Source organism: Thermoanaerobacter sp. CM-CNRG TB177, from assembly GCF_018588165.1.
GTDB lineage: Bacteria > Bacillota > Thermoanaerobacteria > Thermoanaerobacterales > Thermoanaerobacteraceae > Thermoanaerobacter > Thermoanaerobacter thermocopriae.
Genome location: NZ_JAFCAC010000053.1, coordinates 31,586 through 47,076 on the forward strand (window position 1 = coordinate 31,586; position 15,491 = coordinate 47,076).

The following is a 15,491-nucleotide window of genomic DNA, read 5'->3' on the forward strand; positions in this document are numbered from 1 at the left end:
TCACCTCTATAATATTTCGTGAGGTGAAGAAACATGAATTTGACACTTTTTCACATGATAAATGGCTTAGCAGGCCATAATATTTTTTTGGACAAGATTATGACTTTTATTGCTGTGTATTCTCCAATTTTGTATGGGATGCTTATGTTGGTTCAGTGGTTTATAGGCGGTGATAAGGGTAAAAAGACTTCTATGAACGCCTTTTTTGCAGCTATTATTGCACTAGGGTTAAATTTAATAATTTCTACCGTCTATTTTGAACCCAGACCTTTTGTGCATCACAAAGTCAATCTTTTGGTAAAACATCCTGCAGATGCTTCTTTTCCGAGTGACCATGCGTCAGGAGGTTCTGCTTTATCTTTTACAGAGCTTATGTATGACAAAATTATTGGCAGTATAATGATGGTTTTAACTCTATTACTTTTATTTGCAAGAATATATGTGGGAGTACATTATCCACTGGATGTCATAGCCGGCTTTATAATAGGATTTATAAGCAGTAAAATTTTAAGAGGTCTTGAAGGAATACTTAGTCCTGTTGAAGGGTATATTATAAAAATATGGCATGAAATATTTGCATAAACACAGGAAAAGTCCTGTGTTTTTTATGCTATAATAATAACAACAACTTATGAGGAGGGCGGGAATGTGAAAGCAATAAATGGAGGAATAGATGAAAAACTTTTTGAAGAACTTTTAAAAATAAATAGGAGTACTAATTTTCATCAATTAATAGGGGTGCATGTAGCAGAATTAGGGAAGGGTTATGCTGTTACAAAAATGAAAATTGAAGAAAAACACTTAAATCCTCTTGGCATTGCTCACGGAGGCGTGCTTTTTTCTTTGATGGATATTACAATGGGTATGGCAGCAAGGACAGTAGGTAAACAGGTGATAACTATTGAGATGAATATAAATTACCTTTCGCCAGTGAAAGTGGGAGAAAAAGTGAAAGCGACAGGTAAAATAGTTCATGCGGGGAGTAAAACTACTGTGGCAGTTTGTGAAGCCTATGCTGAAGATGGGAGGCTTTTAGCTGTGGCAAGAGAAACTTTTTTCAATATGTAATACATTATGTTTAAGAATTGTTTTTATGGTATAATTTTGGTAAGAATAAACATATAAAGGGGTGTTTTTTATGAATTTTGACAGTTTTTTGTATAACACAAGGCCATTTTTAAATTACCTTTTTGATTTTTATAGCAACCTAGAAGAAAAAAGTTTAAGCAGTGTGATATACAATGCTGGTGGAGAGGATAAGGTTTCAGTTTTGGTTGTAGATATGCTAAACGGTTTTTGTAAAAGCGGTCCTTTAGCAAGTCCAAGAGTTGCAGGCATAATAGAACCCATAAAAAATTTATTGAAAGCCTGCTACAGAATGGGGATAAAAAATGTGTTCTTTTTAAATGACGCCCATCCTTCAGATGCAGTTGAATTTGGAGAATTTCCACCTCATTGTGTAAAAGGTACTTTTGAAAGTGAAATTGTGGACGAATTAAAAGAAGTAGTTGAAGGAGAACCTGTGATTGTAGAGAAAAATTCATTAAATGTGTTTTTTGGTGGGGAATTAGAAGGCGGGAGTGAGTTTTTGAAGAAAGTTGTTGAAATGATAAAGGAAGGAAAATCTACTTTTATTGTTGTAGGAGATTGCACTGACTTGTGTGTTTACCAGACGGCTATGTCTATAAAAATGATTGCAAATGCCAATAATCTTAAAGTAAATGTAATTGTACCGGAAAATTGCGTTGAAACGTATGATACATCTGTAAAAACTGCTCAATCCCTCAAGATACTGCCTCATGATGGCAATTTGATACATACCATGTTTTTGTATCACATGAAATTAAACGGTATAGAGGTTGTAAAAGAGCTGTTGGAGGAGTAATGAAATTCCATATTGACTTTAGGAAATTTTAGTATATAATATTAGTAGAGATATTAGGACGGATGTCCGAATTAATTTTGAAAGGGGTTATATATATGACAAGTTTGCTTGAAAAATCTATCAATTTTGGTTTGGGATTATTTGCATTATCGCGAGAGAAAATAGAAAAAGTAGTAGAAGAACTTGTAGATAGAGGAGAAGTTGCAAGAGAAGATGCACAAAAAATGGTAAAAGACTTGGTAAAAAAAGGTGAAGAACAGAAGGAAGAATTGAGAAAAATGATTAAAGACGCAGTTGCTGAAACGTTAGATTACATGAACATCGCCAAAAAGGAGGACATTGTTAGTAAAGAAGATATAAGAAATATTGTTCGTGAAGAAATTAAAAAAGTGCTGGAGGAAATGCAAAACACAAAGAAATAAGTAACTATAAAATTTTGATGACAGGTGTGAAATAATGCAACATTTAAGAAGATACAGAGAAATAGTGTTTGTATTTATCAAATATGGGTTTGGTGCTATAATTGACAATATTGGCATTCTAAAACATATTAATGTAAGAAGAAAAATCTTGAAGCAAACAAATGATGAAAATATTGCGAAACTTTCCCGTGGAGAAAGATTAAGACTTGCTCTTGAAGAATTAGGACCTACTTTTATAAAAATGGGGCAGATTTTAAGTACCAGGCCTGACATTTTGCCAAAGGATGTTATAAAAGAATTGGAAAAATTACAGGACAAAGTTCCTGCTTTTTCTTTTGATGAGGTGAAATCAGTTATACAAAATGAATTTGGCGAAAGTTTGGAGGAAGCCTATGCTGAATTTGAGCCTACTCCTTTAGCGGCTGCTTCTATAGCACAAGTTCACAAGGCTTTGTTGTGGTCAGGCAAAACTGTTGTTGTCAAAGTTCAAAGGCCAGGGATAGAAAAAATCATAGCCCAAGATATGAGGATATTAGAAGATATTGCCAAATTTGTTGATAATCATACAAAATATGGCAAACTATATAATTTTACAAAAATGGTAGAAGACTTCAAAAAGAGATTGGAAGAGGAATTAGATTTTAGAATAGAGGGGGAAAACGCAGAAAAGTTCAAAAAGAATTTTTTAAAAGACAAAAAAGTCAAAATTCCTTCTATAATCTGGACCCATACGACAAGACGTGTATTGACGATGGAATACATTGATGGCATTCCGTTAAATGATTTTAATGCAATTGATGAGGCTGGATTAGACCGCGGTGCAATTGCAAGAAACCTTGCAAAATCTGTATTGAATCAGATTTTAAGGGATGGTTTTTTTCATGGAGACCCTCATCCGGGAAATATTATGGTGCTAGGGGATGGGACAATAGCATTTTTAGATTTTGGAATGGTAGGTAGCTTAAGCCCAGAAAGAAAAAGGCAGTTTTCTAAAATGTTGTTGGGGATTGTTTACAAAAATAGCAGGATGATTACTGAAAGCATTATAGATTTAAATGCTGTGACTCTAAATGTCAATATGAAAAAGCTAGAAAAAGACATAAATAATTTGCGAGATAGATATGTTGAAATACCATTAGAAAAGCTCAAAGTTGGGGAAGTCCTCAATGGGATATTTGACCTTGTATTTTCGTATAATATTGTAATTCCCAATGAATTTAATATGCTGGCTAAAAGCCTTATAACGTTAGAGGGAATAGTAGAAAAGTTAGATCCTAAAATTAGCGTTTTAGAAGTGGCAAAACCAATTGCAAAGCAGTTGATACCTAAAATGTTTTCTACTCAACATATGAAAGAAGAGATAATAAATGCCACAATGGATTATAGCAGATTGATAAAAGAGTTGCCATCATTTTTATTGAATTTTTTAAGGAAAACAGAAGAAGAAAATTATGCTGTAGAATTGAAAATAAGAGACTTTGAAAATTTAGAGAAACGCGTTGATAAGGTATTTAATCGACTTTCCACCAGTATTATACTTTTGGCTTTAAGTATTGTCATTGCAGGGATTTTAATAGGGTCAGGAATGAGTGCTAATGCTGGTGCAGAAATGTATAAGCTTAATGGGATAATTTTAAAGATTGGTTTAGCGATAGCTTTTGTCATAGTTTTAGGTTTAGCAATTTCTATTTTCCGATCTGGGCGGCTTTAATAAATAAACTTCAAAAGGGGAAATCCAAGATGGAAGGAAGAAACCAATCGCAAAGAATATTAAATGCTGCATATAAGTGTATTTCAACTAAAGGATATGCTAATGTTTCCTTAAGAGACATTGCAGAGGAAGCTGGTGTTGTATTAAGCCAATTGCATTATTATTTTGGTAGTAAGGAAGGGCTTTTTACAGAGGTAATAAAGATGATGATAGATAAATATTTAGAAGAAATAAATGAAGCTTTGAGTATTGGAGAAACTGCAAAGGATAAGATGCTATCCTTAGTGAAATTTTTTAAAGACCTGTTAAGTAATAATCCGGGACTTTTTAAACTGTTGTACGATTTTACAGGTTTAGCCATGTGGTCCTCTTCTTTTAACAGTTTATTAAAGGATTTATTTAATGATTTATCTAAAATGATTGAGGAAAAAATTTTAAGTAATAGTGCTTTAGGAGACAATTTTAAAAGTTATTCTCCACGAGCAGTAGCGAGAATGATACTTGGTGCAATGTTTGGTACGGGAATTCAAGTGATTTTAGATTCTAATGAAAATGAAATTTTGGATGCGTTAAATGCCATACAAATTATTTTTGAGTAAAATGGTGATGGAAAATGAGACCAAAAGTAGGACTTATACTAGGTGGTGGAGCAGCAAGAGGATATGCGCACTTAGGTATACTAAAAAGATTTGAAGAAGAAAATATTCCTATTGACTTTATAATAGGCATAAGTATGGGAGCGATAATAGGAGCAATCTATGCTTCAGGACATAATGTAGACAAACTTATAAGTGATGCAAAAAAGATTAATATGTTAAAATTTTTAAACTTATTGGATTTTAAAACATCACAAACTGGTTTGGTAAAAGGCGAAAAAATAGAAAAATATTTGCAGGTCTATATAAAAGAAAGATTTGAAGAGCTTAATATCCCTCTATATATTGTGGCTACGGATATTCACACAGGAAAAGAAGTAGTATTCTCAGAAGGAGACTTGATAAAAGCTATAAGAGCAAGTATTTCTATTCCTGTCATTTTTGAACCTGTGGAATACAATGGAACCAAGTTAGTTGATGGGTCAATTATTGATTTTGACGCAGTAGGATTAGCAGCTAAATTGGGTGCAGACATAATTATAGAATGTGATGTGAGCTCTAGCATAGATATGGGAGTTTTTGAAAAAACCTTTTATTCTTTAGCTAATAGTGATAAGTTGCTGCCTCTAAAAAAATATTTCAATTTAAAAAGGACAGCGCCTGAAATTATATCCATTACAGCTACAACTATGAAGTTATTAAAAGACAGCTCTAACAAAAATTCCGAAAAAACAGAGAGGGGTAAAAGAGTCTATACAATAAAGCCTAATGTTAATAATATTCGCTGGTATAGGTTTGACCAGGCGGGAAAATGCATAAATATGGGATTTGAAGCTGCCGATTCTATTGTTGGGAAAATAAAGAGAGAATTAGAAATGTAGAGCAAACAACTTGCGTTTATTATTCTAAAGAAATTTTTTCATCAGTGTCTAAGTAAATCTCGAGAGCAGTATTTATCACAATAAATTTAACCTTTAAGATTATTTTTTTATTTTCGATTGTTAGGATTCTGCCATCAAAAATGTTTTTTATTAATGTGGGGTCTATTTTTTCTATCTCTTTTCCGTATAAACCCTTTAATTTTTCTTTTACGTATTTTTCTATCTCAATAGCTAATTTATTGTCTGCATTGTTTATGTGGACAATTATGTCTGAGACCACTCTTTGAGGTTTGTTTTTCAATGATTCATTAAGTTTTGATACTTTTTCATTTAATTCAATAGCTTTCATCCTATAGGCTTCTTTTTCGAAAATTAGTTTTTCAATTTTAATACCATTTACTGCATTTATGATAGAACCTCCAATAATAAAGCCAAGAATAAAAATGCAAAGATGAATATAATACTTTTTCACTTTAAATCACCAACAATAAAAGAAATGATTTTAAAACCTGCATAAGAGCCTAAAAAAGCCCCAAGAATTATTAAACCTTGTTTTGCTAGCTGTGTAAATTCACCGCTTAAACCTATTTCGAATCCCCTTATAGCAGAAAAAGAGCCTCCGAGTCCTACTAATATTGCCCATAAACGTATATCTTTTAAAATCAGATTAATTATTTTGACAGGGGATTCAAAGGTAAATACAGCTGATAAAGCACCAATTAAAGCTCCACCTATAACAACTCCCATTGATGTGAAAAAAGGGATGGAAAAGACTTTTACAACTTTAAAAATCATATTGAACACCTCATATAATTATATGCTTAAACTTTTAAGCAAAAAACTTAGAAAAACGGATATTTTTTTTGCAAAAGAGAGAAATACTGAATAAATATAAGAGAAAATTTAAAATATTAGAAGATATGATGTAATTTCAAACTATATCCAACTTCTTTACCTGTGGTATAATAAAAATTGGAATGGAAATAATTTTAACAAATACATAAAATATTCAAAATTTTAAGATTAGATTACTTAATACACAAATCAAAAGCTGCTTATACTGGGAGGTGTGTTGAACACGCCAAAGAATAGACGGCAGTTTGTGGCCATAAAGTCCGCCAATTCATTGGCGATGCAGTTCACAGTGTAAGCAGCTAATGAAGAGGTGATTGCCGTGGAATGCCCAAATTGCAAAAGTACGAATGTGGGCAAAATAGGGAATAACCTGTATTTTTGCAGGGATTGCAATTGCGAGATAAAGATAAAAAAGTGCACAGCTGTTGTGAGCATGTATGATTCGGAAGGTTGCATAAGCAAGAGATTTAAAGTTTGTTACAATGCATAAAGGAGGGGTAGTCCCCTCTATTTATTTTGTGAAAAAAAAGTGATATTATAAAATTGCATATAAAGTTTCATTTTGGAATGAAAACAATATATTATTGATAGACTATAGATGGAGTAGTTAAACTTTAAATTTTGAGGAGTGGTAGAGTGATTGAGATAGTTGACAAATTGAAGGATATCCTTAGAGAAGGGAAATTGTATTTAAACGAGCCCATGAAAAGACACACTTCTTTTAAAATAGGTGGACCTGCAGATGTGTTAGTTGTACCAAATAATCGTAAAGAATTATTGGAAGTCATATTTTTGTTGAAAGGAGAAAACATTCCTTTTTTTATACTAGGAAATGGTACTAATTTATTGGTAAGTGAAAAGGGCATTAGGGGAGTTGTAATAAAATTATCCTCTTTGAGGAATGTAATTGTAGAAGGTAATAGGATAATTGCTGAAGCGGGAGCACCTCTTTCCTATATTGCCAATGTGGCACTTGTACATGAACTTGCGGGATTTGAATTTGCTAGCGGGATTCCTGGCACTTTAGGTGGAGCAATAGTGATGAACGCAGGGGCTTATGGGTCTGAAATGAAGGACGTGGTAGAAAAAGTAGAGGTTTTAGATGGAGAAGGCAATATATTGATTTTATCAAACGAAGAAATGAATTTTTCCTATAGATACAGCATTATTCATGAAAAGGATTGGATTGTTTTAAGAGCATGGCTTAGTTTGGCAAAAGGGAAATACGAAGAGATAAAAAGCAAAATGGAGGAACTAAATGCAAAAAGAAGGGAAAAACAGCCTTTGGAGTATCCAAGTGCCGGAAGTACTTTTAAAAGGCCACCTGGATATTATGCTGGGAAATTGATTGAGGAAGCAGGACTTAAAGGCTATTCAATTGGAGGAGCTAAAGTTTCCGAAAATCATTCGGGATTTATTATAAATACTGGCAATGCAACTTTTTACGATGTTTTAAATTTGATTGAGCATATACAAAAAGTAGTAAAAGAAAAGTTTGGAGTGGAACTTGTACCAGAAATAAAAATAATAGGAGAGAAATAGGTGATTTGACAAATGAAAATTTTTGCTGATTATCACACCCATACGGTATACAGCCATGGCAAAGGTACAATAGAGGATAATGTGAAAAGGGCAATAGAAATTGGACTTGAGGTAATTGCGATTACTGACCATGGACCAGCTCATGTATTTTATGGTTTAAGAAAAAGGGATTTTAAAAAAATGAGGGAGGAAATAGATAAGATTAATGAAAAATATCCTCAAATTAAAGTGCTGATGGGAGTAGAAGCTAATTTAATCAGCTTAGAAGGAGATATTGATGTTCCAGATGAACTTATGAAATATTTAGATATTTTGCTTATGGGATATCATGAAGGAGTTATGCCTAAAGACTTTAGAAGTACTTTACAGCTTTTTGGTAAGAACATGGCAAGTAAATATTTTATTTCCTTGCGGGAAGAGATGAGAGAAAAAAATACTCAAGCGATGATTAATGCTATAAAAAAGTACAAAATTGACATAATAACACACCCCGGAGCAAAAGTAGACATTGATACACAAAAGCTTGCAAAGGCAGCAAAAGAGAAAGGAACGGCTCTTGAGATTAATTCTAGTCATGGTTATATGACAGTTGAATATGTAAAGATAGCCAAAAAAGAGGGGTGCAAATTTGTAATAAACAGCGATGCCCATACGCCTCATAAAGTAGGAGACTTTAAAAGGGGAATAGAAATAGCAAAAGAGGCGGGACTAACAGAAGAAGATATAATAAACGCAAAGAGGTGATATTTATGAGGTTTGTCATAATAACAGGGCTTTCTGGCGCTGGAAAAACACAGGCATTAAAAGCGATGGAGGATATGGGCTTTTTTTGTATAGACAATTTTCCACCTGCTCTTCTTCCAAAACTTGCTGACCTTTTTTATCACTCAAAAAATGTTGATAAGGTAGCCCTTGGTATGGATTTAAGAGGTGGCCAGTTTTTTGAGGACATCTATTCTAGCCTTGAGTTTTTGAAAAAAAACAACTACGATTACGAAATAGTTTTTTTGGAAGCTTCTGACGAGGTTTTGATAAAGAGGTTTAAAGAAACCAGAAGAAAACATCCTCTCTCTGAGGAAGGTAGAATAGTTGATGGAATAAATGAGGAAAGAAAGAGACTTGCAGAAATAAGGAAAATTGCCAATAGCATAATAGATACTTCTAATTTAACTTCTTCCCAGTTAAAAGAGGAATTGTCTAATATCTTTTTAAAAGGGAAAAAGTTTAAAGGAATCATAATAGATATTATGTCTTTTGGATATAAATATGGAATACCTCTTGATGCTGACCTTGTATTTGATGTGAGGTTTTTGCCTAATCCTTTTTATATTGAAGAGTTAAGACCTTTAACAGGAAATGATGATAAGGTAAAAGAGTACGTGATGAAGTGGGAGGAAGCAAAGGAGTTTTTAAAAAAATTAGGGGACATGATTAAATTTTTAATCCCGTATTATATAAGAGAAGGTAAATCTCAACTTGTTATAGCTATTGGATGCACAGGAGGAAAGCATAGGTCTGTTACTATTGCAAATGCCCTTTATGAGTTTCTAAAAAAAGAAGATTATTCTGTTATTTTGCACCATAGAGATATAGGAGAGGAGTAATATGATTATGAAAAATAATTCTAAAGGAGGACCTCGTATTGTTGCTATTGGTGGAGGTACAGGGCTTTCTACTATGTTGAGGGGGTTAAAATTTTATACAACTAATATTACTGCGGTAGTTACAGTAGCAGATGATGGCGGTGGCTCGGGAATCCTAAGACAGGATTTAGGGATACTGCCGCCTGGAGATATACGAAATTGTATACTGGCTTTAGCAAATACAGAGCCTACAATGGAACAACTTTTGCAGTACAGGTTTACTGAGGGAATGTTAAAAGGACAAAATTTTGGGAATTTGTTTTTGGCAGCCATGATAGGTATTTCTAAAAATTTTGAAGAAGCTGTAAAAAAGATGAGTGATGTGCTTGCTGTATCTGGAAAAGTTATTCCTGTAACTCTTAATGATGTAAGGCTTGTAGCAGAGCTGGAAAACGGGACTATTATTAAAGGGGAATCGCAAATTCCTGTTGTACAACAAAAAGAAAACAGCAAGATAAAGAGGATATATATTGAACCTTCTCATGCAGCGCCTTTTGAAGAAGTGTTAGTGGATATATTAAATGCTGATGCCATTATATTGGGTCCTGGAAGTTTATATACAAGTGTAATACCTAATCTTTTGGTAGATGGAATGTGTGATGCTATTGAAACCTCCAAAGCGGTTAAAATTTATGTATGTAATATCATGACACAGCCAGGAGAGACTTTGGGTTATACTGCTTGTGACCATGTGAAGGCTCTTTTTGAACATGGGCTTAAATCTATAGATTACATTATTGTCAACAATGGCGAAATTCCTCATGATTATATGGAGCGCTATATAAAAGACATGTCACAACCTGTTGAATACGATAAAAATCAGTTAGAAAGAATGGGAATTAAAGTAGTAGAAGAAAATTTAGTAGCTTTAAAAAAGGAATTTATAAGGCATAATGAGCAAAAGCTTGCAGAAGTGATTATAAGCCTATTAGTATAAATGCAAAATTTTAGTCTATGTTGTACAAAAAAATATATTGACATTTGTTGAAATAAGATATACAATATTATTAAAAGCAAGCGCAAGCGATTGCAATGAAATTGCAATTGGGCGCGCTTTTTAAAAATACGTTTCGAGAAAGCGATTGCTGTAACATATTGGCAATTACTTGTAAGGGGGAAAGTGATGAGAAAAAATGTAAAGCTATTTGCGGTGATAATTTTAGTCTTTTCTTTATTGCTGACCAGTTGTGGTGTTAAAGATACCACTTCTAGTAATGTTCCTGAGTCGGATGTAATATATCAGGTTATGATAGATAGGTTTTACAATGGGGATAAGTCCAACGATGACCCGGAAGTAAGTAAAGGTATGTTTGACCCAACCTATACCAATTGGAGGATGTATTGGGGTGGAGATTTAAAAGGTTTGACAGAAAAAATTCCTTATATAAAAGGGATGGGAGTAACAGCTATTTGGATTTCTCCTGTTGTAGACAACATCAACAAACCGGCAATATATAATGGCGAAATAAATGCACCTTATCACGGATATTGGGCAAGGGACTTTAAAAGAGTAGAAGAACATTTTGGTACATGGGAGGACTTTGACAATTTTGTAAAGACTGCTCATGCTAATGGGATAAAAGTTGTACTAGATTTTGCTCCCAATCATACGAGTCCTGCAGATGAAAATAATCCTGACTTTGCTGAAAACGGTGCACTTTATGACGATGGGAAATTATTGGGAACTTATAGCAATGATGTCAATAAACTTTTTCATCATAATGGTGGAATTACCAACTGGAATAATTTAAAGGACTTGCAGGATAAAAATTTGTTTGACCTTGCGGACCTTGATCAAAGTAATCCTATTGTTGACAAGTATTTAAAGGATTCTATCAAGTTATGGTTTAGTCATGGAATTGATGGGATAAGGCTAGATGCAGCAAAGCATATGCCTATGGAATGGGTAAAAAGTTTTGCTGATACCATATACGGCGTTAAAAAAGATGCTATTCTTTTTGGCGAGTGGATGTTAAACAGTCCCACTGATCCTTTGTACGGTTATAATATTCAATTTGCCAATATGAGTGGTTTTTCTGTATTGGATTTTATGCTCAACAATGCGATAAAGGATGTTTTTGAAAAAGGCTATGGCTTTGACAGGTTGAATGATACTATTGAAGAGACAAATAAAGATTATGATAATCCTTATAAGTTGGTTACTTTTGTGGACAATCATGATATGCCGAGGTTTTTATCAGTAAATGATGATAAGGACAAACTCCATGAAGCGATTGCATTTATAATGACATCTCGTGGGATTCCAGCGATATATTATGGCACAGAGCAATATTTGCATGATGATACCAATGGCGGATATGACCCTTACAATAGGCCAATGATGGAAAAGTTTGATGAGAATACTAAGGCTTATGTTTTAATTAGAGAACTATCAAACTTGCGTAAGGCTACACCGGCATTACAGTATGGTAAGACTGTAGCAAAGTATGTTAGTGATGATGTTTATATCTATGAAAGGCAATATGGCAAAGATATAGTTGTAGTTGCAATAAATAAAGGAGAGGAGACTACTGTAAAAAATATAGAGACTTCTCTTCGAAAAGGCAAATACAGTGATTATTTAAAGGGTTTATTAGAAGGAGTTAATTTAAAAGTTGAAAGAGGAAATGGTGAAAACAACATTTTAAGTATAACTTTACCTAAAGACAGTGTCAGTATATGGACTAATGTAAGAGTGAAATAAGATTTTGGGATTTTCCCAAAATTATAATAAAATTAAAATTAAGAGGAGGATTTGTATGAAGAAGTACACAAAAATAATTGCTTTGCTGACTGTGATGGTATTCGTTTTGTCAGCTGCTTTAACAGGTTGTGGTGGCAGCAAGACAAGCGAAAATACTTCATCAGGTCAGACAGAACAAAAGAAAGAGCCTGTAGAACTTGTAGTATGGTCACACTTAACAGATCCTGAAATAGCAAAGGTTCAAGAGATTGCAAATAAGTGGGCAGAGCAAACTGGCAACAAAGTAAAAGTTTTGGCAGACCAGAGTGACTTCCAAGCTTTCTCAACAGCTGCTCGAAGTGGTAAGGGCCCAGACATCATGTTTGGTTTACCACACGATAACTTGGGTACTTTCCAAAAGGCAGGACTTTTAGCTGAAGTACCAGACGGAGTTATAAACAAAGACGACTATGTTCCAATGAGCATAAGTGCTGTATCTTACGATGGAAAAATGTATGCTGTACCAATTTCAATGGAGACTTATGCACTTTTCTACAATACAGATAAAGTTCCAACACCACCAGCAACACTTGATGATTTAATTAAGCTGGGCAAAGAAGTAGGATTCCAATACGATGTAAATAACTTCTATTTTAGCTTTGCCTTTATATCTGCTTATGGCGGTTATGTGTTCAAGGATACAGGCGGTGGACTTGATCCAAACGATATAGGATTGAATAACGATGGTGCAAAGAAAGGCTTAGAACTTATAAAAGACTTTGTGACAAAGTATAAATTCATGCCTGCAGATATAAATGGAGATATGGCAAAAGGTAACTTCCAAAGTGGAAAGACTGGTTTGTATATAAGTGGTCCATGGGATGTGGATGGCTTCAAGAAAGCTAATGTTCCATTCAAAGTTGCTCCACTACCACAGGTTGATGGTAAACCAATGCCTTCCTTTGCAGGTGTGCAAGCTGCTTTTGTAAGTGCAAATTCAAAACATCAACAAGAAGCATGGGATTTAATGAAGTATCTTGCTGAAAATACAGGATTGCCATTATTTGAAACAGGTAACAGGATACCAGCTCTTAAATCCCTCTTAGACAATCCAGAAGTTAAGAATAATGAGATTTTGAATGCATTTGCTGAGCAAGCTACACATGCTATTCCAATGCCTAATATACCGCAAATGGCAGCAGTCTGGACTCCTGCAGGCAATGCATTACAGCTTATTACATCTGGAAAAGTTCCGGTTGACAAAGCTGCTGACGATATGGTGAATCAAATCAAGCAAGGCATTGCAACACAGCAATAACAAAAAGGGGCTTTTAGCCCCTTTTTTTAGAGAAGGAGGTTGCTAGATGAAAACAAACAAAACTATGCGGGATAAATTAAGACCTTATGCTTATTTGTCTCCTGCTATACTATCTATGACTGTATTAAGTTTTGCCCCTATTTTGTATACTATTTATATTGCTTTTACAAACTTTAATTTATATCATTTTAAAAATTATCAATTTGTAGGATTTAAAAATTTTGTTGATATACTTGCCGGCCCTTTCAAAGTAGTTTTTGCTCCTGTATTTGTGTGGACAGTTATTTTTGCTCTTTCAGCTACATTATTGAGTTATATTATCGGTCTTCTTTTAGCAGTTATTTTGAATAACAAAAATATGTGGGAAACAAATTTATATAGAGCAATATTGATTATTCCATGGGGACTTCCTGGCACAATTGCCGCACTTACCTGGACAGGACTTTTAAATCAGCAGTATGGGGGTATAAATCTGATACTGCAAAAGTTGCACCTTCCCATGATACCATGGCTTCTTGATCCTTTTTGGGCAAGAGTTGCGATTATAATTGTCAGTGTGTGGATGGGTTATCCTTTTATGATGAATGCCTCATTAGGAGCTTTGCAGGCTATTCCACCTGAACTTTATGAAGTTGCAGATATTGATGGTGCTACATGGTTTCAAAAGTTTAGGATGATAACAGTACCAATGTTGACATCTTCTACTTTGCCACTTATTATTTCATCTTTTGCTTATAATTTCAACAATTTTGGCGCAGCGTTTTTAATTACAGGAGGAGGGCCTCCAAGGACAGATACTTCTTTTGCAGGTCATACTGATTTGCTTGTAAGTTCAGCTTATAAAATGACAATGCAGTTTAATAGGTATGACTTGGCGGCAGCTTTGTCTATAATTATATTTTTGATAATTGGCACATTGAGCCTTATCAATATGAAGATGACTCGTGCTTTCGAGGAGGTGGATTAAGGTGGAATATGCAAGTGTTAAAATTGGTGACAAAAAAACGACTAAAAAGATTTATTATAGGGAAAAATTAAAACCTCATGAAAAAGTATCTCTATGGATTAGCCGACTTATTATATGGGCTGTAATTGCAATAATGATGTTTCCTGTAGCTTGGGTAGTAGGAGCGTCTATGGCGCCTGGAGATGCCTTTTTCTCCGGTTCAATTTTTCCGCAACATATGACATTTCAAAATTATAAGGATGTGCTTGTTAAGACTAATTTTTTACTTTGGGTAAAAAATAGTATGATTTTAAGCGTTGGTGTAGCAACTATTCAATTATTTTTGACTGCTACGTCAGCTTATGCTTTCAGTAGAATGAAGTTTGCTGGAAGAAAAAATGGCTTAAAGACTCTCTTAATACTTCAGATGTTTCCTACGTTTATGGCATTACCTGCTATATTTGGTATAATGGCAAAATTAAACCTTCTGGATAATCTCTATGCCCTTATGCTGGTCATGGCAGGTAGCAGCGCTTTTAGTATATGGCTTTTAAAAGGCTATATTGATAGTCTTCCAAAAGAGTTGGACGAAGCTGCTTTAGTTGATGGAGCTACTCATTGGCAAATTTTCACGAAAATAATTCTTCCTTTGGCGACTCCCATGCTTGTAGTTATATTCTTATTTAGCTTTATGGGAGTATACAGTGAATTTATTTTGTCCAGTGCGGTACTAAAGTCACCTGAAAATTACACAATAGCGTTAGGGCTTCAAAGGTTTATTCAAAACCAATTTTCGGCCCACTGGACTCAATTTGCGGCAGCCTCTGTTATGGCATCTTTGCCTCTTGTAATACTCTTTATGGTATTGCAGAGGTATTTGCAAGCTGGTCTTGCAGCAGGTGCAGTAAAAGGATAAAAAATTGTTACACATGGAACAATTTGTAAATACCGGATTATTTCCGGTATTTTTATTTTGTATATAAATAAAAATTTATGGCAAGAATAAATA

Annotated in this window: 17 protein-coding genes; 15 read left to right on the forward strand and 2 right to left on the reverse strand. The window is 34.1% G+C overall.

Annotated elements, in window-relative coordinates; genetic code table 11:
* Window positions 1–33 precede the first annotated feature (33 nt).
* The 7 genes from I4N53_RS05105 to I4N53_RS05135 all read left to right on the forward strand — a co-directional run bounded on the left by I4N53_RS05105 (window position 34) and on the right by I4N53_RS05135 (window position 5,495).
* Window positions 34–582, forward strand: a complete 549-nt coding sequence (locus I4N53_RS05105; RefSeq protein ID WP_004401604.1) for an undecaprenyl-diphosphatase — start codon at window positions 34–36, stop codon at window positions 580–582.
* A 66-nt stretch (window positions 583–648) separates the two neighbouring features.
* On the forward strand, window positions 649–1,068 hold the full coding sequence (locus tag I4N53_RS05110; RefSeq protein WP_009052955.1) for a PaaI family thioesterase: 420 nt from the start codon (window positions 649–651) through the stop codon (window positions 1,066–1,068).
* Window positions 1,069–1,138: 70 nt separating this feature from the next.
* Window positions 1,139–1,885, forward strand: coding sequence for a cysteine hydrolase family protein (locus I4N53_RS05115; protein WP_214495755.1), 747 nt, complete (start codon window positions 1,139–1,141; stop codon window positions 1,883–1,885).
* A 62-nt stretch (window positions 1,886–1,947) separates the two neighbouring features.
* Window positions 1,948–2,307 (forward strand): phasin family protein, encoded by a 360-nt coding sequence (locus I4N53_RS05120; protein WP_009052953.1) that lies wholly within the window; start codon window positions 1,948–1,950, stop codon window positions 2,305–2,307.
* Window positions 2,308–2,341: 34 nt separating this feature from the next.
* Complete coding sequence (gene ubiB / locus I4N53_RS05125) at window positions 2,342–4,018, forward strand: 2-polyprenylphenol 6-hydroxylase (protein ID WP_214495756.1); 1,677 nt, start codon at window positions 2,342–2,344, stop codon at window positions 4,016–4,018.
* A 29-nt stretch (window positions 4,019–4,047) separates the two neighbouring features.
* Window positions 4,048–4,617, forward strand: coding sequence for a TetR/AcrR family transcriptional regulator (locus tag I4N53_RS05130; RefSeq protein ID WP_214495757.1), 570 nt, complete (start codon window positions 4,048–4,050; stop codon window positions 4,615–4,617).
* A 14-nt stretch (window positions 4,618–4,631) separates the two neighbouring features.
* Window positions 4,632–5,495 (forward strand): patatin-like phospholipase family protein, encoded by an 864-nt coding sequence (locus I4N53_RS05135; protein ID WP_214495758.1) that lies wholly within the window; start codon window positions 4,632–4,634, stop codon window positions 5,493–5,495.
* Between the two features lie 19 nt (window positions 5,496–5,514).
* Here I4N53_RS05135 and I4N53_RS05140 read toward each other — a convergent pair whose 3' ends face one another.
* Both I4N53_RS05140 and I4N53_RS05145 read right to left on the reverse strand, forming a co-directional pair.
* On the reverse strand, window positions 5,515–5,967 hold the full coding sequence (locus I4N53_RS05140) for a hypothetical protein (RefSeq protein WP_214495759.1): 453 nt from the start codon (window positions 5,965–5,967) through the stop codon (window positions 5,515–5,517).
* Complete coding sequence (locus I4N53_RS05145) at window positions 5,964–6,290, reverse strand: YtrH family sporulation protein (protein ID WP_214495760.1); 327 nt, start codon at window positions 6,288–6,290, stop codon at window positions 5,964–5,966. Before I4N53_RS05145 ends, I4N53_RS05140 begins: the two co-directional genes overlap by 4 nt.
* A 696-nt stretch (window positions 6,291–6,986) precedes the next feature.
* On the opposite strand from I4N53_RS05145, the gene murB reads away from it, so the two are divergent.
* The 8 genes from murB to I4N53_RS05185 all read left to right on the forward strand — a co-directional run bounded on the left by murB (window position 6,987) and on the right by I4N53_RS05185 (window position 15,398).
* The gene (gene murB / locus I4N53_RS05150; RefSeq protein ID WP_214495761.1) at window positions 6,987–7,892 is read left to right on the forward strand and encodes a UDP-N-acetylmuramate dehydrogenase; all 906 of its coding nucleotides are present in this window, start codon (window positions 6,987–6,989) and stop codon (window positions 7,890–7,892) included.
* A 12-nt stretch (window positions 7,893–7,904) separates the two neighbouring features.
* Entirely contained in the window at window positions 7,905–8,636 is a 732-nt protein-coding gene (locus tag I4N53_RS05155) for a PHP domain-containing protein (RefSeq protein WP_214495762.1), read from the forward strand.
* A gap of 5 nt (window positions 8,637–8,641) precedes the next feature.
* On the forward strand, window positions 8,642–9,496 hold the full coding sequence (gene rapZ, locus I4N53_RS05160; protein ID WP_003870534.1) for an RNase adapter RapZ: 855 nt from the start codon (window positions 8,642–8,644) through the stop codon (window positions 9,494–9,496).
* 1 nt (window position 9,497) lies between these two features.
* Window positions 9,498–10,472, forward strand: a complete 975-nt coding sequence (gene yvcK, locus I4N53_RS05165) for a YvcK family protein (protein WP_003868730.1) — start codon at window positions 9,498–9,500, stop codon at window positions 10,470–10,472.
* A gap of 186 nt (window positions 10,473–10,658) precedes the next feature.
* A complete protein-coding gene (locus tag I4N53_RS05170; RefSeq protein ID WP_214495763.1) occupies window positions 10,659–12,239 on the forward strand; it encodes an alpha-amylase family glycosyl hydrolase in 1,581 nt (526 codons plus the stop codon).
* A gap of 55 nt (window positions 12,240–12,294) precedes the next feature.
* Complete coding sequence (locus I4N53_RS05175) at window positions 12,295–13,536, forward strand: maltose ABC transporter substrate-binding protein (protein WP_214495764.1); 1,242 nt, start codon at window positions 12,295–12,297, stop codon at window positions 13,534–13,536.
* Window positions 13,537–13,582: 46 nt separating this feature from the next.
* Entirely contained in the window at window positions 13,583–14,503 is a 921-nt protein-coding gene (locus tag I4N53_RS05180; protein ID WP_003868311.1) for a carbohydrate ABC transporter permease, read from the forward strand.
* 1 nt (window position 14,504) lies between these two features.
* A complete protein-coding gene (locus I4N53_RS05185) occupies window positions 14,505–15,398 on the forward strand; it encodes a sugar ABC transporter permease (protein WP_003868312.1) in 894 nt (297 codons plus the stop codon).
* Window positions 15,399–15,491: the final 93 nt, after the last annotated feature.

Excerpts from the sequence above, each read along its gene's own strand:
- I4N53_RS05180 (WP_003868311.1), top strand. The coding sequence starts at position 13,583 with ATGAAAACAAACAAAACTATGCGGGATAAATTAAGACCTTATGCTTAT.
- I4N53_RS05130 (WP_214495757.1), top strand. The coding sequence starts at position 4,048 with ATGGAAGGAAGAAACCAATCGCAAAGAATATTAAATGCTGCATATAAG.
- I4N53_RS05170 (WP_214495763.1), top strand. The coding sequence starts at position 10,659 with ATGAGAAAAAATGTAAAGCTATTTGCGGTGATAATTTTAGTCTTTTCT.
- I4N53_RS05120 (WP_009052953.1), top strand. The coding sequence starts at position 1,948 with ATGTCCGAATTAATTTTGAAAGGGGTTATATATATGACAAGTTTGCTT.
- I4N53_RS05145 (WP_214495760.1), bottom strand. The coding sequence starts at position 6,290 with ATGATTTTTAAAGTTGTAAAAGTCTTTTCCATCCCTTTTTTCACATCA.
- rapZ (WP_003870534.1), top strand. The coding sequence starts at position 8,642 with ATGAGGTTTGTCATAATAACAGGGCTTTCTGGCGCTGGAAAAACACAG.
- I4N53_RS05135 (WP_214495758.1), top strand. The coding sequence starts at position 4,632 with ATGAGACCAAAAGTAGGACTTATACTAGGTGGTGGAGCAGCAAGAGGA.
- ubiB (WP_214495756.1), top strand. The coding sequence starts at position 2,342 with ATGCAACATTTAAGAAGATACAGAGAAATAGTGTTTGTATTTATCAAA.
- yvcK (WP_003868730.1), top strand. The coding sequence starts at position 9,498 with ATGATTATGAAAAATAATTCTAAAGGAGGACCTCGTATTGTTGCTATT.
- I4N53_RS05175 (WP_214495764.1), top strand. The coding sequence starts at position 12,295 with ATGAAGAAGTACACAAAAATAATTGCTTTGCTGACTGTGATGGTATTC.
- I4N53_RS05155 (WP_214495762.1), top strand. The coding sequence starts at position 7,905 with ATGAAAATTTTTGCTGATTATCACACCCATACGGTATACAGCCATGGC.
- I4N53_RS05115 (WP_214495755.1), top strand. The coding sequence starts at position 1,139 with ATGAATTTTGACAGTTTTTTGTATAACACAAGGCCATTTTTAAATTAC.
- I4N53_RS05105 (WP_004401604.1), top strand. The coding sequence starts at position 34 with ATGAATTTGACACTTTTTCACATGATAAATGGCTTAGCAGGCCATAAT.